Annotated in this window: 11 protein-coding genes, 1 other RNA gene and 1 pseudogene; 8 read left to right on the plus strand and 5 right to left on the minus strand. The window is 60.4% G+C overall.

Annotation, left to right across the window (positions count from 1 at the left end; genetic code table 11):
- Positions 1–30: 30 nt before the first annotated feature.
- From HMPREF2878_RS08150 to rnpB, 4 genes and pseudogenes are all read left to right on the plus strand, one after another.
- Entirely contained in the window at positions 31–1,218 is a 1,188-nt protein-coding gene (locus HMPREF2878_RS08150) for a Nif3-like dinuclear metal center hexameric protein (RefSeq protein ID WP_070653244.1), read from the plus strand.
- 5 nt (positions 1,219–1,223) lie between these two features.
- Positions 1,224–1,967, plus strand: a complete 744-nt coding sequence (locus HMPREF2878_RS08155; RefSeq protein ID WP_049189597.1) for a zinc ribbon domain-containing protein — start codon at positions 1,224–1,226, stop codon at positions 1,965–1,967.
- Positions 1,968–1,991: 24 nt separating this feature from the next.
- Positions 1,992–2,657, plus strand: a pseudogene (locus HMPREF2878_RS08160) (histidine phosphatase family protein); the annotation flags it as partial.
- Between the two features lie 59 nt (positions 2,658–2,716).
- Positions 2,717–3,213: RNase P RNA component class A (gene rnpB / locus HMPREF2878_RS08165), an RNA gene on the plus strand.
- Between the two features lie 11 nt (positions 3,214–3,224).
- Here rnpB and HMPREF2878_RS08170 read toward each other — a convergent pair.
- Positions 3,225–4,388: a galactokinase family protein gene (locus HMPREF2878_RS08170; RefSeq protein WP_048732617.1), complete on the minus strand. Its 1,164-nt coding sequence runs from the start codon at positions 4,386–4,388 to the stop codon at positions 3,225–3,227.
- A gap of 263 nt (positions 4,389–4,651) precedes the next feature.
- Between HMPREF2878_RS08170 and HMPREF2878_RS08175 the strand changes: the two genes are divergently transcribed.
- Positions 4,652–4,855: an SPOR domain-containing protein gene (locus HMPREF2878_RS08175; protein ID WP_016423068.1), complete on the plus strand. Its 204-nt coding sequence runs from the start codon at positions 4,652–4,654 to the stop codon at positions 4,853–4,855.
- A gap of 10 nt (positions 4,856–4,865) precedes the next feature.
- Here the strand turns inward: HMPREF2878_RS08175 and HMPREF2878_RS08180 are convergent, their stop codons facing one another.
- Together HMPREF2878_RS08180 and panB are read right to left on the minus strand one after the other, a co-directional pair.
- Positions 4,866–6,689 (minus strand): CYTH and CHAD domain-containing protein, encoded by a 1,824-nt coding sequence (locus tag HMPREF2878_RS08180; protein WP_070653245.1) that lies wholly within the window; start codon positions 6,687–6,689, stop codon positions 4,866–4,868.
- 30 nt (positions 6,690–6,719) lie between these two features.
- Complete coding sequence (panB, locus tag HMPREF2878_RS08185; protein WP_224784052.1) at positions 6,720–7,529, minus strand: 3-methyl-2-oxobutanoate hydroxymethyltransferase; 810 nt, start codon at positions 7,527–7,529, stop codon at positions 6,720–6,722.
- A gap of 140 nt (positions 7,530–7,669) precedes the next feature.
- On the opposite strand from panB, the gene HMPREF2878_RS08190 reads away from it, so the two are divergent.
- From HMPREF2878_RS08190 to HMPREF2878_RS08200, 3 genes are all read left to right on the plus strand, one after another.
- Positions 7,670–9,010 carry a glutamine synthetase family protein gene (locus tag HMPREF2878_RS08190; RefSeq protein ID WP_005511085.1) on the plus strand — a complete coding sequence of 447 codons (1,341 nt, stop codon included), beginning with the start codon at positions 7,670–7,672 and terminating at the stop codon, positions 9,008–9,010.
- 62 nt (positions 9,011–9,072) lie between these two features.
- Positions 9,073–12,255, plus strand: coding sequence for a bifunctional [glutamine synthetase] adenylyltransferase/[glutamine synthetase]-adenylyl-L-tyrosine phosphorylase (locus tag HMPREF2878_RS08195; protein WP_070438619.1), 3,183 nt, complete (start codon positions 9,073–9,075; stop codon positions 12,253–12,255).
- Positions 12,256–12,353: 98 nt separating this feature from the next.
- Complete coding sequence (locus tag HMPREF2878_RS08200; RefSeq protein WP_070549799.1) at positions 12,354–14,567, plus strand: hypothetical protein; 2,214 nt, start codon at positions 12,354–12,356, stop codon at positions 14,565–14,567.
- Positions 14,568–14,596: 29 nt separating this feature from the next.
- Here HMPREF2878_RS08200 and HMPREF2878_RS08205 read toward each other — a convergent pair whose 3' ends face one another.
- A complete protein-coding gene (locus HMPREF2878_RS08205) occupies positions 14,597–16,024 on the minus strand; it encodes an MFS transporter (RefSeq protein WP_070653248.1) in 1,428 nt (475 codons plus the stop codon).
- Positions 16,025–16,101: 77 nt separating this feature from the next.
- Positions 16,102–17,838: a thiamine pyrophosphate-binding protein gene (locus tag HMPREF2878_RS08210; RefSeq protein ID WP_224783788.1), complete on the minus strand. Its 1,737-nt coding sequence runs from the start codon at positions 17,836–17,838 to the stop codon at positions 16,102–16,104.
- Positions 17,839–17,917: the final 79 nt, after the last annotated feature.

Below are 17,917 nucleotides of genomic sequence, written 5' to 3' on the forward strand. Positions count from 1 at the left end.
GAGAGAAATGCATGTTGAAGGGATGGATGTATGACGGACTCTGCGCAGACCCGTGCCGAGGGCAATAACGCAGTGGTGACCGTTGCCGACGTGCGTGCGGCGATGGACGCGGCCTACCCGCCGGCACTGGCGGAGAACTGGGATAAAGTTGGCCTGATCTGCGGTGACCCGCAGGATGAGGTGCGTCGCATCGCGTTGGCGCTGGACTGCACTGACGAGGTTGCAGATCGCGCGATTGCCTCCGGTGCTCAGATGCTCGTTGTGCACCATCCGCTGCTTCTGCGTGGTGTGAATTCCGTGGCGGCGGATACACCGAAGGGTCGGATTATTCATAAGCTGATTCGGGCAGGTGTAGCTCTTTTTGCAGCGCACACCAACGCTGACAGCGCCCGACCGGGTGTCAACGACCAGTTGGCCACGGTGCTCGGAGTTGAACCGGGTGCGCCGCTAGCTCCGCAGCCGGCTCCCGGCTTGGATACCTGGACAGTGAAGGTTCCGGCAGATTACGTCGATAAGGTCGCGCAAGCCATGTTTGAGGCGGGCGCGGGCACTATCGGCGACTACGACAGCTGTGCGTTTCGCATTAACGGCCGCGGCCAGTTCCGCCCGCTGAGCGGGGCGAATCCCTTCATCGGTGCCGAGGGGCAGATTGAGTATGTCGAGGAAGTACGCCTGGAGATGGTCGCGCCACGGTCCGTGCGCGCGGCGATTGTCAAGGCTCTCGTTGCGGCGCATCCGTATGAGGAGCCTGCCTTCGACATCGTGGAGAATCAGGCTACCGGCTTGGATCCGCAGCAGGCTGTGGGCATTGGGCGAGTGGGCACGCTGGATACGCCGATGCCATTTAAGGACTTCGTCGCCCGTGTGGCTGAGCGCCTGCCCGCAACGGCATGGGGCGTGCGTGGCGCAGGCGATCCGGAGCGGATGATTCGCACGGTTGCCGTCGCATCTGGTTCAGGTGACTCTTTCCTGGACACTGTGGCAAAGATGGGCGTCGATGCGTTCGTTACCTCTGACCTGCGGCATCATCCTGTCGATGAGACACTGCGGACCGCGGACTTCTGCGTGGTGGACACGGCTCACTGGGCCAGCGAGTTCCCCTGGTGCTACCAGGCCGCAGACATGCTGGCCGAGAGGCTCGGGGTCGCGACCGAGGTCCTTGAGGTGCGCACCGATCCCTGGACAGTGGCAGAATCGTCGACACAGGCAAGGAAGTGAAGACCATGAGGCTTAGTCCACAAATCCAAGTGGCGATGTTGGAAAAGGCGGAAAACCAAACTCTGTTGGATGGGCTCACCGCCCGCCAGAACGTTCTGCCCGAGCGTGCCGAGTTGCAGGAGCTGCGCAAAAAGCACAGCCGTCAGGCCAGTGAGGCAGCGCGCTCCAAGCTCAGCGCCTCCGATATCGGCCGCGATATTGCCAAGCTGGAATCGGACATCAACAAGCTGAAGGCCCGCGAAAAGGCAGACCGTCTGTCGCTCGGTGCCGCAGAAGACGCATCCACGCGCCGTGACCTCGAACACGACCTGCGCTCCACCAAGCGGCGCCGCGAACGCGCTGAACAGGAACTCCAGCAGTATGAGCGCATGCAGGAGGCCTATCAGGTCGACGCTGAGCACGAATACGACGCCGATGAGGCGCACGATGACATCGTCGCTGCCAAGCAAAGGCTTAACGACGCCGAGGTTGACCTCATTGCGCGCATTTCCATCGCTGAGACCCGAATCGAAGAGGCTGACAAGCTTATTGATGGTTCGGCAGCCAAGCTTTACCGTCGTCTAGCGCTTGCTAACGGCATCCCCGTTGCACGCCTGAACGGACGCACCTGCGGATCCTGCTTCATGGAGCTCGATGTCGGAACCGTGCATGAATTCACCACGCTCGCGCCGGAAGAAGTGACGTTCTGTCCTGAATGCGGCGCGATGATTGTGCGTGCGGAAACGCTGGGAGCGGTGAAAGGCAAGTAGATGAGCCAGGCTGCAGACAAGCGCGATAGCGCGCCGGGCTGGACGGGGGCGACTACGGATCCCACGCGGTTGGTGCTGCTGCGCCATGGGCAGTCGCCAATGTCGATTCGCCGGGAGTACTCGGGAAGCCGTTCGAACCCCGACCTGACAGAGGTGGGCAGACAGCAAGCGAAAGCGGCAGCACGTCACCTGGCGGCGCTGGTCGATAGCGGCAACATGAGTTTCTCGGCGATTGTGGCCTCTCCACAGCGTCGTGCACAGCAGACAGCAGAGGCGGCAGCCAAAGCGCTCGGGCTGGACATCCACGTTGAAGAGGATCTGCGCGAGACCGACTTTGGGCAGTGGGAGGGCATGACTTTCTCCGAGGCTCACAACGCCACCCCTGAGCTGCACAGTTCCTGGCTTGCGGATCCGGCCGTGGCGCCACCGGAGGGGGAGGATTTCCCTACCGTCGATAGCCGAGTGAGCGCCGCGCGTGAGCGCATCGCTCAACAATTCGGTGCCTCGGATGTGCTGGTAGTCAGCCATGTCACGCCAATCAAGTCGCTGCTGCGCCAGGGGCTCGGCTGCGGCTTTGAAATCTTCACTCGCCTGCACTTGGACCTGGCCAGCCTCTCCATCGCGGAGTTTTACGCAGATGGGCCGACATCGGTGCGGCTGATTAACGACACCAGCTACCTGCGTGGTTAGCAGCCGAGCACGGCGGGTTATTTGAATTGCGGTTGTGGCGGGTACACTAACCATTCGAGCGAGCCGGCCGGGTGATCGCGGCAGTTAACGGAACCGGACGCCTCTTTTACAGAGTGTGTCCAGGCCGCTGTCGAGGAAAGTCCGGACTCCACTGGGCATGGTGGTTGCTAACAGCAACCCAGGGTGACCTGCGGGATTGCTAACAGCAACCCAGGGTGACCTGCGGGAATAGTGCCACAGAAAATAGACCGCCGGGCGCACAGCCGATGTCTTTGACGTAAAGCTGTGGAGATCCGGTGAGGGTGAAAAGGTGCGGTAAGAGCGCACCAGCGGGGCAAGTGATTGCACCGGCTAGGTAAACCCCACCAGGAGCAAGGCAAAATCGCGCATGCTTCGTCGTGCGCGTGCGCGAGTGTTTGAGGGCTGCCCGTCCGATACTCGCGGGTGTGCTGCTTCAGGCTGTCAGCAATGGCAGACCGAGATGGATGATCGCCACCCGGCGCTTTCCGAAAGGAGCGCCGAGGGACAGAATCCGGCTCATAGGCCGACTCGTTCACACAAGCTCTATTACTCGACCACCGCGCCGGCTGCAGTGTTCTCCACACGGATGGTCTCGGAACCGCCGTCGTTAAGCGCGGAGGCAATCCGATCGGCGTCGTCGACGTGGGACCACATCACCAGCGACGCACCCGGGCATGGCGCACAACGGGCAATCTTCTCGCAGTCAATGGTGTCGGTCAGCTCGGCAATCTGCCCCAGCACAGAGCTTGCCGACGGCGCGGAGCCACGCTCACTGACATCGCGCGAAACCCCTGCGATGGCTGCTTGAATATCGCTGTGACGGATGTGGCCGATGACTGCGCGGGCACGGTCGGAGGATGCGTCGGCTTCGTCAAGCCACTGAATGGCACGGCCGATGGTCGGGATGTCTTCGTCGTCCGGGTGCACCTCGTGACGAGCACGCACCCAGTCCGCGACCCGCTCCTGTGAGTCGGGGAGGCTAGCGAGAGTCGGCACGCCAAAAGCGGCGCAGGCTTGCTGGAAGAACTCGTAGCGCTCCTCGTCGGGCGAACCGCCGGTGACATCGGGGGAGTAAGCGACAGTCAGCGCCAACGACTGCGGGAACGCCGTCTGCGTGACTGCCTCATCGGAGTGGTTGATGCACAGTAGGCTGTCCGGGCGGCTGCGCAGCGCCGTGGTGTAGGGGTACAGCGGCCACGACTGTCCCTTAATCTGCACCATGGTCTCGTGGATAGCGGTGGCAATACGCGTGCGGGTGGGCACATCATCGCGGTCGCCAAAACGCGCATTGAGAGCCAGCGCGAGAGCACACTGAATTGCCGGAATCTCTCCAAAACCGCGACCTGGCGCGATGGTGGAGGCAATGGTGACCTTCAGGCCGTTGCTGTTGCGCGGAACGAGATGCAGCGAGTGTTGCAATGCGACAATGGCAGCCGCGACAGCGGTCGGCACCTGAGAAAAAGCGGCGGGGACGCTATCCGGGAAATCCATCTTGGTAGTTTCGCGCTTGTACACGACAATGAGCTGCTGCTCGTCGATTTCCTCGATACCGACCGCAGCATAGGCCGGAATGGCGGTGGCTAGGAGCATGCCGCCGGAGGACGCGCAGTCCTCACCCAACAGGTTGATGGAACCCGGGGCGTATGCAACTGAAGCATTGGAACCGACGGCATCGAAGACGTCGTTTACGACAGCGGGTGCGGCGGGCATGGGTGAAACCTCTCCAGAGATCGGACTCATAGTGCTGGTGTGCAGTGTTCGCGTTCAACGCTTGTGTTCTAAGGTGAACAATTCCGTCGATAATACCCGGGTCGGGGGACAGTGACAAACCTATATACTGGGATTTTATGTCGCCGCAGCGCACATGGCAGGCAAATGGTTGCCTCTCTGCAAGTTTGCTTATGTGTGGAGTTGGCGGTGGCAGAACCGCTTGATAACTCGACATGTTCTCGATGTGGAAGAGGAGAAAAATCGTGAGCGACAACAGCAGTAAGTGGTACTACCAGCCGTCGACGGGCACGGTGTTTCAGGGGAAGAAAACCGGTTGGGACGACCGAATGGGCCCCTACGATTCCGAAGAGGAAGCCCGCGCTGCCATGGAAAAAGTCGCCGAGCGCAACAAGGCGGCCGACGACTGGGATGAAGAAGATGACGACTGGGGCGTAGCTGAGAAATAAGGCTTTGCCTTTAGGCCTTCTTGCCCTTCTTAATCTTCTTTTCCATCTTGCGGAAGGCCTTGAAAACCTTTGCCACGGCATCGTCGTACTCAGTCAGGGCCTTCAGACCGTCGTAGTACTCCATCTGGTAAAGCACGCCGTAGCCGAAGGTGTCCCTGCCCGCACGGGAGGCACGCTTAGCGCGAGCCAGCACGAAGTCGCGCGCAGTACAGGTGTCCTGGAAGTCACCGAGAACTGACTGCAGGTTCTTGCAGGCAGCGTAGAGCTTCTCGGTCGGCAGGTCCGCGTTCTGAGCAGCTTCCGCGCTGTAGCGGAGCTTCTTCGCAGCCTTGCGGACATCGTGGTAACGCTCGTCCAGATCTGCCTCTGGCAGGTCAGCATCCTCGCGGCCATCGAGTACCAGGTTGTGGCGACGACGGAACTTCGAAAACGCGCTGCGCAGGTGATCGAGCAGCACCGCAGTGGTGTCGAGTTCCTTCGGTGCCGCTACCTTCTCCGGTGCGGCCTTGTCTGAGGTCGTGGAAGCTGCTGCATCGGCGGCTGCAGTATCAGCCTCAGCCGCGACCTCGGAGTCGGCTGCCGAAGAATCCTCTGCGGCTGCGTTCTCCGCGCCGTCGACAAGCGAATCATCCTTCTTCTTAGACTTCTTTTCCCCAGCCTCGGCCTCGTCCGCATTTGCGGCAATTGGCGGATTGGCGAGGAACTCATCGAGATCGTCGAGAAGTTGCAGGTACTCGCTTGAATTAAGTGCGAAAATGACGCGCTGATGAGCGCGGTCGTAGTCCTTCTGGACATCTTCGACGAGATTCGCACGCAGCTCCTCGCCCAAAGCGGCGCTTTCGCGATTGGCCAGCAACTCCTCCCAGCGCATAGCGACGACCTCAGCGTCACGAGCCACGCCGAGAACACCCGCCAGCTGCTTGAGGTTGCTCTCCAGCTCAGCGACCTTATCGCCCACAACAATGCCGTGGAAGGTCTGCATGTGACTGCGTAGCTCACGAGTGGCGACGCGCATCTGATGCACCGAGTCAAACTCATCGCGGCGTACCTTCGGGTCGTACTCGACCATCTTGGCCACGTTAGCGGCCAGCGCATCGACCACAGTGCGCCCCGGAGTACCCTTCGGCAGCTTCGCTGGAACCGGCGGCAGGGGAGCGGAGTCGATGGAGTCACCCAACGCCGTCGCCAACTTCGAAGGGCTTTCCGACGGCACGGCGCCAGCCACCTCAGCGACCTTGGACATCGCTGCCATTACGGCCTTACCGTCCGGGTGATTTGCCCAATCCCCGAGCAGCTCAATCTCCCACTCACGCCAAGTAGTGGTTTCGCCGCCATCGAGGAAGGAAGTCGCCGTGACGTGATCATCCGCAAACTCCGCCATGGGCGTGCCATCGAGGGCAAACACCGTGGTGACGTGGCGCTCATTGTCTACCTGCGCGATTGGTTGCAGCGGGTGATTGCGCACAATTGCGCGCACGGGGGCAAGCAACTCGGTAGGCACGATGTAGTCAGCATCGCGGCCTTCACCGTTAACAGAGCCCTCTTCCAGGTCAACGCCATATTCGAGGCGACCGCCGGTACCCGGCGCCTTCAGATGCCACCCCTCATCGGGGCCGCCCGTTCGGCGACGCAGAGTGTGCTTGGACCGGGTCAGACGCAGGTCCGCCGTGTCCAGGTAAATCGCGGAGAGATTTCGCACCTCAGTGGTGGTGGAGCCAACCTGTGGAACGAAATCGAACGATGGGGCTACCACTTCTGGGGTAGCTGAGAACTTAGATTCCACCTCCAACGCCGCAGTTGGAGTTTTGGACTTAGAACCAGACTTAGATGCCATAACCACTAATTCTACCCCTGAATCGAAGAGCTAACCCGAGAAGTTCTGCGCCTCAGTAGGGAACTCGCGGGAGTGCACCTGGTCGACATACTGCTTCGCTCCCTTGGTCAGCATCTCACCGACCTCTTCGAACACCGAGCTAAACGACGGCCTGCGGCCATCGGCCGGAACTGCAAAGGCATCCTGCCAGACGAGAACCTGGCCATCGCACTGATTACCAGCGCCAATGCCACAGGTCGGGATGGATAGCTCGCGGGTAATCTCGGTGGCCAGATTCGCAGGCACCATCTCCAGGACCACGGCCGCGGCACCAGCATCGGCTACCGCATGGGCGTCGGCACGCAGCTGTTCCGCCCCCGCACCGCGCCCCTGTACCTTGAATCCGGACAGCGCGTTGACGGACTGCGGGGTGAAACCGATGTGCGCCATGACCGGAATGCCGGCGTTGACCAGCGCACGGATGCGCGGAGCGATACGCACGCCACCTTCGATCTTGATCATGTGTGCGCCGGTTTCGCGCATCATCTTCGCGGCGGACAGCACGGCCTGCTCATCGGAGGCCTCGTAAGTGCCGAAGGGTAGATCGGCAACAACAAGTGCGTTGCCAGCGCCCCGGACGACACCGCGCGCAAGCGGGATCATTTCTTCCAGCGAGATCTCGGTGGTGGTGTCGTAGCCGTAGACAACGTTTGCTGCAGAGTCGCCGACCAACAGTAGCTCGACACCGGCGGCGGAAAAAGCGCGCGCGGTGGAGTAGTCGTAGCAAGTCAACATTGCCCAGGGGCGAGACTCAGCCTTCCATTCGGCCAGATTATTCAGACGAATCTTTTTTCCGCTCATGTCAATAGAGCATGCCATAGTCACCCGCAATTCGAGGCCACGAGGGCAGCGGTTATGGCACGGGTGCGGCAGTTGGCTAGCCACGCCGGATGGTCAAAATGTGTACCGCGAATCCGGGCACCTGGGTAACGTTGGAAAGTATGAACAGTCAGCAGGAATTCGTCCTCCGCGCAATCGAAGAGCAAGATATCCGTTATATCCGTCTGTGGTTTACCGACATTTTGGGGTATCTGAAGTCCGTTGCCGTCGCACCGGCTGAGCTCGAGGGCTCCTTTGAAGAGGGCATTGGTTTCGATGGCTCCGCGGTGGAGGGCTTTTCCCGCGTCTCCGAGGCTGACACTATCGCGCAACCGGATCCTTCGACGTTCCAGGTCATGCCGCGTCTGCATAAAGAAGACACAATCACGTCCGCGCGCATGTTCTGCGACATCGTCATGCCCGACGGTCAGCCGTCGTGGGCAGATCCACGCCAGGTGCTGCGCCGCCAAATTAAGGCGCTTGCCGACGAGGGCTTCCACGCGTTCATCCACCCGGAGATTGAGTTTTTCCTAGTAGAGAGCCTGGCTACTGATGGAAAGCCGCCGGTGCCAACGGACAATGGCGGTTACTTTGACCAGGCGGTCTACGACCGCGCACCCCGCTTTCGCCAAGAAGCGATCACGGTGTTGGAAGACATGGGAATCCCTGTGGAGTTCTCCCATCACGAAAATGCGCCGGGTCAGCAGGAAATCGATCTGCGCTACGCCGATCCGCTGACTATGGCGGATAACGTGATGTCTTTCCGCTACATCATTAAGCAGATCGCAATGAAAAACGGTGTGCAGGCGACATTCATGCCGAAACCTTTCCAGGATTTGCCGGGCAATGGCATGCACACTCATATTTCCCTCTTTGAAGGGGACACTAATGCATTCCACGACCCGGATGATGAAAACCAGCTCTCCGACACCGCAAAGGGTTTCATTGCCGGCATTCTGACTCACGCCAGCGAAATTTCCGCTGTGACCAATCAGTGGGTCAACTCCTACAAGCGCACGGCATTTGGCGATGAGGCTCCGACGTCCGCGACATGGGGCATGGCCAACCGCTCGGCTCTCGTGCGTGTGCCCATGTACTCACCGGGTAAGGCACATTCGCGCCGGGTGGAAATTCGTTCCTTGGACTCGGCCTGTAACCCGTATCTTGCTTACTCGGTGATTTTGGCCGCCGGTTTGAAGGGAATTAAGGAGGGTTACCAGCTTCCGGAGCAGGCAGAGGACAACATCTCCGAGTTGACCAAGCGGGAACGACGTGCGATGGGCTACCGCGATTTGCCGACATCCCTGGAGGTGGCGCTGCAGGAGATGGAACGCTCCGATCTGGTGGCCGATGCTCTCGGTGACCATGTCTACGAGTTCTTCCTGCTCAATAAGTGGCGCGAGTGGCGCGAGTTCCAGCGTCAGGTGACGCAGTGGGAGCTGCGCACAACTCTGGATTACTAGTTTCCCCGTACCGCCCCCTTCCTTTTTCGTCTTTAATTTGTTTTTTTGGGTGACCAGTTTCAATGGTGATGAATCGACCTCGCACATCTCGCCAATCAGTGCCGCGGCCCGCAGCGCTGGGCTTGCGTAACGACGATCGGACGCGGGCTGACCTGGAAGATTTGGGGTGGTACAACGAGGAGTCCCTACATCTGTTGTGGGGTCTTGCCGGAGCCAGCGACCCCAAGCTGGCGCTTATGGCGCTAGTGCGGCTGAAAGGCGCTCTCGACGAGCTGGAGCAGCAGGGAAAGCTGGAGAACTGGGCCACCTGGTCCGGTCTCGATGAAGCCATGCGCGAGCAGGTGCCGCTACGTACGCGTATGTTTGCGCTGCTCGGCGGCTCGAGTGCACTGGGCGATCACCTGGTTGCACACCCAGAAAAGTGGGTTCTGCTCCAAGCTGAGTTTCCAACTGAGGCAGACATGTTCCGCGAGATGCTCTCCAGCGTCGGGGCTGTGCCCGAGGTCATCGAACTCACTGATGAGGCCAGTCTGGAAAAGCAGGAGGATCCCGAGTATCGCAACCCCGTCGTTGCGCCCGCCACGCTTGAAGGCCCCGGTTTGTACCGTGCGAAGCTAACCGGCCGTGAGGCCGAAGTTGCGATGCAGTGCGCCTACCGCGACTTGATCATGCGTATTGCGTGCTACGACTTGGCTGGCACGTATCCACGGGGTCCTCGCCGTCCGGGACAGCCACAAGTCCCATTCCGTCAGGTCTCGGAGGCACTCAGTGATCTGGCTGATGCGGCGTTGACGGCTGCACTCTCTGTCGCGGTGCAACAGGTCTTTCCTTCGTCGCCGGTCTCAACACGCCTGGCCGTAATCGCCATGGGCAAGTGCGGTGCGGAAGAGCTGAACTACATCTCCGATGTGGATGTCATATTCGTCGCAGAGCCGGCGGATGCCCGAGCCACCCGTTTGGCCAGCGAATTTATCCGGATTTCTTGCCACTGCTTCTTTGAGGTCGACGCGAATCTCCGACCGGAGGGTAAGTCGGGTGCACTCGTACGCACCGTGGATTCCCACGTCGCCTACTACAAGCGTTGGGCCGAAACCTGGGAGTTCCAGGCGTTACTGAAGGCGCGGCCGATGACAGGCGATATCGAGCTGGGCCGCGAATACATCGATGCTCTAGCTCCGATGGTGTGGACCGCCTCTCAGCGGGAATCCTTCGTCGATGATGTTCAACGCATGCGCGCCCGTGTGGTCCAAAACGTCCCCGAAGAGCTTCGCTACCGAGAGCTCAAGCTCGGTCGCGGTGGTCTGCGTGATGTCGAGTTCGCGGTGCAGCTGCTGCAGCTGGTCCATGGTCGCTATGACGATAGCCTCCGCGTGCTGCCAACTGTGATGGCACTCGACGCACTTGTCGAGGCTGGCTATATCGGTCGCGAAGACGGTGCCGCGCTGATTAACGCCTACGAGTTCGTCCGTCTGCTGGAGCACCGCCTGCAGCTGCAAAAGATGCGGCGGACGCATTTGTTGCCTGCCGACGACGACACCGAAGCTCTTCAGTGGCTCGGTCGCGCCTCTGGCATCGTCGGTGAGGGCGGCACCGATGCCAGCAAACCGCTGGCCAAGCAGGTTCGACTGGCCAGCTCACAGATCCGCTCCCTGCACAACAAGCTTTTCTACCGTCCACTGCTGAACTCCGTGGTGGAGCAGGACATTGGAACCCTGCAGCTATCGGCCGATGCGGCAAAGCGCCAGCTGGCCGCGCTGGGCTATCAGTACCCGGATCGCGCCTACGAGCATCTTTCTGCGCTGGCGGCGGGCACCTCGCGCAAGTCGCGTATTCAGGCGATGCTGCTACCGACGCTGATGGAGTGGCTATCGTCGACGCCAGACCCCGACGCGGGTCTGCTCAATTATCGCAAGCTCTCTGAGAAGCTCCACGACGAAACGTGGTTCCTGCGTACGCTGCGCGATGAGGGCGTCGTCGGCCAACGGCTGATGCGTGTGCTCGGTTCTTCGCCGTACGCGTCTGATCTGATTATGAGTGCGCCGGACGTAATTAAACGGTTCGGCGACGGTGCATCTGGGCCGAAGCTTCTGAATACCGACTCCGATGCAGTCGGGCGTGCGCTGGTCGCAGCGGCTGCCCGACACAACAGTCCAGCTAAGGCCATTGGTGTGGCACGTGCGTTGCGCCGTGCAGAGCTCGCGCGCATTGCCTCCGCAGATCTCTTCGGACTGATGGATGTGCAAGAGGTCTGTCACTCTCTGTCGATGGTGTGGGACAACGTGCTCGAAGCTGCCCTTGCCGCCGAAATCCGTGCATGGTCGCTGGAGCATCCTGACTCGGAGGTCCCGGGCGTTATCTCCGTGATTGGTATGGGGCGACTCGGCGGTGCTGAACTGGGGTACGGCTCCGATGCCGACGTGATGTTCATCTGTGAACCCCGCAAGGACGCCGATGGAGCGCCGCTTGTCGACGATTCCGAGGCGGTCAAGTGGGCAACCAGGATTTGTGACTCGTTGCGTCGTCGGCTGGCAAAGCCAAGCCAGGACCCGCCATTGGAGGTCGACGTGGACCTGCGCCCAGAAGGACGCTCGGGCCCGATTGTCAGGACCCTGGATTCCTATGTGACCTACTACGAGCGCTGGGGTGAAACCTGGGAGATTCAGGCACTGCTACGGGCTACCTGGATTGCCGGCGACAAAGACCTGGGCACCCGCTTCCTTAAGGCCATCGATCCGCTGAGGTACCCACAGGGCGGAGCTGATGCCAAGATGGTCCGCGATGTCCGTCGTATGAAGGCGCGTGTTGATTCCGAGCGGCTGCCTCGCGGAGCTGATCGGCGTACCCACACCAAACTCGGTTCCGGTGCACTGACCGATATTGAATGGACTGTGCAGCTGCTAATCATGCTGCATGCCCACGAAGTGCCGGAGTTGCACAACACGTCGACACTGGAGTGTCTGGAAGTGCTGAAAGACCGCAGAATTCTAGATGAGGAGGATACCGACGCACTTCGGGATGCCTGGCTGATGGCGACGAATGCTCGCAATGCGCTGGTGCTCACGCGTGGTAAACGCACGGATCAGCTGCCACAGCCGGGGCGTCAGCTGACTCAGGTCGCAGGTGCGGCGGGGTGGGAAGCATCGGATTCCAACGGTTTTATTGAGCACTATTTGCGTCTGACTCGTCACTCCAGCCGTGTCGTCAATCGTGTGTTTTGGGGTGAGGAGAACCCCGACCACGAGTAGGCCGGGCAGAGGTCTGCCGCACCTCGCTGCGAGGCTCATTATGTGGCAGCGGGGTGCAGCCTTTGTCTTAGCACGGCGACCGGGCATAATGGTGGGCTATGGAACGCAACGTCGATTACTCGGTACGCCCTAGGTATGAGGATTTCATTCTCAACCTAGATGGCACTGACCTGCGTTTTTTATTGAGCCGCACGTGTCCAGCAGCTGACACCTCAGCTGCTGGACAAGAGGCGGTGGAATTGCTGATGTCACAGGATTCAGCGCATACGGCGCTGTCTTTTTGTGATCCCGATGTTCTCGATGTGGCCCAATTGGTTCATATTCTGGAGGATTCCGCATCGCTGGATACCCTCACAGAAGTGGCTTATTGGGCATCGGATGCGGACGTGATGGCGCACGATACGCCGAAGGGCGTTGACCGCAAGCGTCGTCGCGTCGGCAAGCAGCAGCTTGAGCATGTGCTACGCCGTGGCCAGCGCCAGGGGCTCGTGTGGGAGGAACCGGCGGGCGTGTGGCATGTGCCACCACATATTTCGGAGGTGTTCCCGGCGGAACCGAGCCTCAGTTTCCGCGTCGCCGACTTGGTGGCGAATATGCCAGCGGATGTGCTGAGTCGCCGTATGGAGCGCATGGGGCTGGAGCCGGATAACGCGCCGGGAGAGGGCACATCGCGAGCTCTGAACGCCAGCGATTTAACGGTGCGGAATGTGCAGGCTCGCCAGGTGGAGCACATTGCAGGCTTCCTCTGCGATCCGGTGAAGGTGCGGGCTCTGGTGATGACAGCTCCGGTGGATATTCGCAATGAGCTGCGCTGGATGGCAACCGACGAGAAGTACTTGCCCTCCTATATGTGGTCTGAACTACGTGCCGACGCGGTGCGCTGGGCCGAAGAGCGTCTGCTGCTGACTGTGCTAGAAGAACCGGCGATACCGACATTTGAGCAAGAATCGGAAGCACGCAACGAATCGACAGTGGTTGCCCGCCTGGTGGGCGCAGTCGCGTTGGCGCTCAAGGGCGACATGTGGTCGATTCGTAAGCCGCATCCGACGGAGTCTTTCCCGGCAACGCTGGAGTCAAAGGAATTGACCGAAGCTTCGGTGGCTGCGGTGGCGTTTGCTTCGGCGTTTATGGATGCTGCGGGCAGCGGCGACGGGCGCCTGAAGGACCCGTTGCACATGTATGAGGAATCGAGCCTGCTGTGGATTCAGGACTTCGCAGCCTCAATAGGGGCGAGTGCTTTCGCGGCGCCCTGGATTGTGGAGATGCTGGTCAACGCGGGATTGATTCACGCTGACAGCGGGCATCCGACGCCGCGCGCACTGCAGTACTGGTACAACGCTGATGCCTCGACTCGATGGGCGTATCTCGCGGCGGGCTTCCTCGTTGGTCGCGGTCCGTGGCACGGCGAGTTTCCGTGGGTGACCATGGGTGTCGATGATTTGTCGCATGCCACCCTTGCCTACGGCTACCCGTATGCCGCGCGTGAAGTAGTGTCACTGGCCGCGCAGCTGGAGGAAGATCAGAAGTTCTATGGCTGCTGCGTCGAAGGGCATATGGCTTGGAATGTCGACAACCTCTGCGCTCGCAATGGCGCCGATGGGGAAGCGATGGTCGGTTGGCTACTGGAGCAGGCCGGCATCTTGGGCATTCTCTACCATGGGCACGCCTCCTGGCAGGCCATGGCCATCATGTATGCCTTGCACGACATCTGGCTGACTGATCAGCACGTCGGTGCTCAGCGCATGGCCGAACTCATCGCTGAGTATGCCGCTGGTCAGGTGCCGACGGCGGAGGCAGTCCAGATTGCCCGCCTGTTCAAGGATGCCGCACCTAACGAGCGCCTGGCTGCCACATTGGATGGCGTCGCCAGCAACCAGGTTGCCCTCGCGTTGGACTTCATCGGCGACCGCGAAACCTGCGCTGAAACTTCTCGCTGGATTATTTCCGAGGAGAGCCTGCGTCGCGCTTGCCTCGCGGTTGACGGCGACGTCGATGTCCTGTTTTCCCAGCTGGGGCCACTGGTCAATAGTTCTATGAAGCTGGTCATCTACGCCGAGCTAGTCCGTATTACCAAGACCGAGAAGCTGCAGGAAATGTATGAGCGTGAGGCCGTAGCAGCAACGCCTTCGCTTGACGACGTCCCGGAGAACTCAGCCCCCGAAACTGACACCGGTGAGCGCGTTTCCCATGGTGCTCAGACTGATGGCAGCGAACGCATGGAGGATAGCGGCCACGCAGACTCCTCCGAGCAAGCGGAGGACTCGGATGACTCGGAGGGACTGGAAGGACCAGAGCAGCTTTCGCTGTTCTAGCCGCTCCGTCTCTCGACTTCCTGTAGTTCCTACTCCGTAGGTTCCAGCTCAAAACGGCTCTGCTGGGCGACAAAGCGTGCCGCCGCACGCTTTGCCACCAGCAGGCCAACGAAACCGATCACCCACACACCGACGACAGCCAACCAGCCAATGCGGAAGGTCTCCCAGGTGTAATTTCCATCGGGAGCTGCAATATCCAGCAGGAAGCCGACACCTTGTGCAGCGAGCATGGTGGCCACAAAACCGCCCATATTCGCCAACCCAGTGCCGGTGGCGAGTACCTTGCGATCGACCTCTTCGCGCACTGAGTCAAAGCCGAAGTTGGACATTGCACCAAGACCGGCCATTAGGATGTTGACTACAATAATTGCCCAGTACGCTGGTGGGTTGCTCGGTGCCAGGAACACAATCCAGACGGCCATGTTGATAAACGCGATTGCGACAACAACCTTGATACGGTCGCGGCCGGTGCGTGCCGAGACCATGCCCATCAACGGCCCGGCGATAATTACTGACAGCGTGTTAACGACCAGCACCACACTGGCCTCGGAGGGCTTAAGACCCATACCTAGCATCATCAGAGGCATGCCCCACAGCAATGTGAAGATGCACTGATGCATCAAACCAGTCCAGTGAGTGAAGAAACCCTGCCAGCACACCGGGTGAGTGGTCACAATCTTCAGAGTCTGGCCGATAGTTAGTTTCTCATCGGCTGCGGCAGAGGCTCCGCCATCGGCAGCCGTTTTCGCGGCCTTCTCGGCGGCGCGGCGTTTACGAAGTGACATCTTGGCTGTGGAGGAGTTCTCCGGGACGTCGGCAAGCGCGATCATGCCTACGATAGCGATGAGAAGACCCGCGGTGCTCAGCGACAAGAACGCGGGCACCCACCCCGCGGCGTGCAGAATCGCGAGGAACGGGACCGCAGAGATGAACTGGCCGAGCTGGCCAAGACCAGCCGTGAGCTGCGTGAACAGCGGAGTGACGCGCAGTGGGAACCACGCGGGAAGCAGCCGCATAGCACCGAGGAATGCGGTGGCATCGCCGGCGCCGATGAACACACGAGCAATGACAGCCAGCGGATACGATGTCGTGAACGCAATGATGACCTGGCCCAGTGCCATGATCAGTGCGCCCACGACCATCGTTTTCTTGGCGCCGACGCGGTCAATGATGATGCCCGTCGGAATCTGCGCCAGGGCGTAGACGCCAACCTGCACGGCGGTGAACAGCGCGAGTTGGGAGGCGTTGATATGGAAGCGATCGAGCGCCTCGACGCCAGCGACACCCATGGAGGTGCGGCCGACGATGGCAACGATGTAGGTAATCAGCGCCGCCAGCCAGACGGCAATCGCGCGACCAGTGACATGCTCGCGCGGGTCCTTTGCCACTGCGGTGGCGGGCTGATCTGTTGATGAAATCTGATCTTTACCGTTACGCTGCTTTACCACTCGCCACATTGTAGACCCCATCAACCAACCGGCCTGAAGAGGGGTCGCACCGGGGCCTAGATGGCCCCGATCATGCCTGCGGCAAACTACCTTTGTGCCTTAGCCAGAACTTCCTTTACGAAGTCCGCGACCACCAGCCGTGAGACCTTGAAATCAATTACGGCAACGGAAGCCTCATCGGAGTTGGAAACGTCATGGAAGTAGGCGTCGAGTTGGGCAAAGTCCTCAGGTTCGCCGACACTGAAACCGTGAGCGCCATAGGCACGTCCGACTGCGGCGAAGTCGTAGTCGGCAATCTCCATGGACGAGGTGTCCAACCCGACATCGCCAAACTGGTGCAGCTCCGCGCCATAGGCAGCATCGTTAATGAACACCACGCAACCGCCACGACCACGCCGCAGCTGCTCAATCGCCGCAGGTAAATCCGCAATACCCATCGTGCCGCCACCGTCACCGGCGACTAGCACGCAATAGTCCTTGGGGCGTGCCGCCGCGAGGCCGACAAGTGACCCCATGCCCAAACCAATTGACTGAATCGCCGTGCCCACAATCACTTGCTGCTGCGGACCAGGCACATCAAGATATTTCGGAACCCACCCCAGGAAATGGCCACCGTCAGTACACACAGCGCGCTGATTGGGCAGGATACGATTCAGATACTGCAGGCACGCCCGCGGATCCAACCGGCCATCCGCGCACGTCAGCGACTCGACCTCCGCTGTCGTCGGCAGTGTCTTCAACTCCGCACGCCATGTGCTTGACGACGACCCCCGGGACTTCTCCAGCTGCTCTGCCAGTACGGGCAGAAGTTCCTCCAACTTAGCCAATAGCGGTGTCACCGACGGCTGAGCAGCGGGATGGGGCTCGTCGACAACCTGGATAATCTTCGCGTCCGGTGCAAACATGTTGCCGCCACGGTTTTGGAAAGCGTTGAAGCTTGCTCCCAGGAACAGCACCACATCGGCCTGTCGAGCTAGCTCCACCTGCCACGCGTGCGCAAAACCGCCCACGGTGCCAATCTGCCACGGACTGGAAAGCACATGACGAGCCATCGCTGAGTGCATAAACAGTGCCCCCGCACCGTCCCCGATGCGGCGAACTAGATCTGCGGTACCAGAGAGCAACACACCTCTACCAGCAATAATGAGTGGGCGACGGGCAGTTTGCAGTTCCTCGGCCAGCGACGCGACAGTTGACTCCAACCATTCTGGTCGGCCGGTGTGCAGATGCTCCTGATTAGTCGACTGTGTTTCAGACGCAGATGCCGTAATCGGTGCTTCTTGGATGTCATAGGGGAGCAGCAGCACGACAGGCTGCCGAGAACTCAGTGCGTGCTGGACCGCAAAGTTTGCGTCGTCAAGCGCGGACTCGGGAGTAACGGTGCGATGACAGACGTCGAGGGCGTCGAGGAGCGCCGCCTGATTAAGGTCAAAGGGACGTGGGCGTTCCGGGTGCGTGCCGACGACAAAAATCAGCGGAATACGGGCTACCCGAGCCTCGGCCAGAGTGGTTAGCGCATTGGTGAATCCTGCGCCGCAAGTGGCGGTCGCGATGGCTAGCCCTCCGCCTGCGCGGTGGAAGGCATCGGCGGCCCCGACAGCAGCCGATTCGTGTCGGACGGAGGAGTAGCCGAATCCCGATTCAGTAAGGGCTGACGTGAAGTGGGAGTTCGCGTTGCCGATGAGACCGAAGCAGTGGTCGCAGTGCTGAGCCAGTGTGTCGGCCAGCGCCCGCGAGACCGTGGTTGTCTTTTGGGAACCTTCCTGCGGGGAAGATGCGGGCGCGTGGGGCATAGGACGGCTATTAACTCGAGTGAAACTCATGTGAACAATTGTGAGGTAATCACGGGGGTAATAACAGCCCTATAGCCCAAGATAATGCCGTTTGCCCTTAAAAAAGAGG

Source organism: Corynebacterium sp. HMSC065H09, from assembly GCF_001812845.1.
Taxonomy (GTDB): Bacteria; Actinomycetota; Actinomycetes; order Mycobacteriales; family Mycobacteriaceae; genus Corynebacterium; species Corynebacterium jeikeium_D.

Excerpts from the sequence above, each read along its gene's own strand:
- HMPREF2878_RS08170 (WP_048732617.1), bottom strand. The coding sequence starts at position 4,388 with ATGCCCGCCGCACCCGCTGTCGTAAACGACGTCTTCGATGCCGTCGGT.
- HMPREF2878_RS08200 (WP_070549799.1), top strand. The coding sequence starts at position 12,354 with ATGGAACGCAACGTCGATTACTCGGTACGCCCTAGGTATGAGGATTTC.
- HMPREF2878_RS08195 (WP_070438619.1), top strand. The coding sequence starts at position 9,073 with ATGGTGATGAATCGACCTCGCACATCTCGCCAATCAGTGCCGCGGCCC.
- HMPREF2878_RS08155 (WP_049189597.1), top strand. The coding sequence starts at position 1,224 with ATGAGGCTTAGTCCACAAATCCAAGTGGCGATGTTGGAAAAGGCGGAA.
- HMPREF2878_RS08210 (WP_224783788.1), bottom strand. The coding sequence starts at position 17,838 with ATGAGTTTCACTCGAGTTAATAGCCGTCCTATGCCCCACGCGCCCGCA.
- HMPREF2878_RS08205 (WP_070653248.1), bottom strand. The coding sequence starts at position 16,024 with ATGTGGCGAGTGGTAAAGCAGCGTAACGGTAAAGATCAGATTTCATCA.
- panB (WP_224784052.1), bottom strand. The coding sequence starts at position 7,529 with ATGAGCGGAAAAAAGATTCGTCTGAATAATCTGGCCGAATGGAAGGCT.
- HMPREF2878_RS08190 (WP_005511085.1), top strand. The coding sequence starts at position 7,670 with ATGAACAGTCAGCAGGAATTCGTCCTCCGCGCAATCGAAGAGCAAGAT.
- HMPREF2878_RS08180 (WP_070653245.1), bottom strand. The coding sequence starts at position 6,689 with ATGGCATCTAAGTCTGGTTCTAAGTCCAAAACTCCAACTGCGGCGTTG.
- HMPREF2878_RS08150 (WP_070653244.1), top strand. The coding sequence starts at position 31 with ATGACGGACTCTGCGCAGACCCGTGCCGAGGGCAATAACGCAGTGGTG.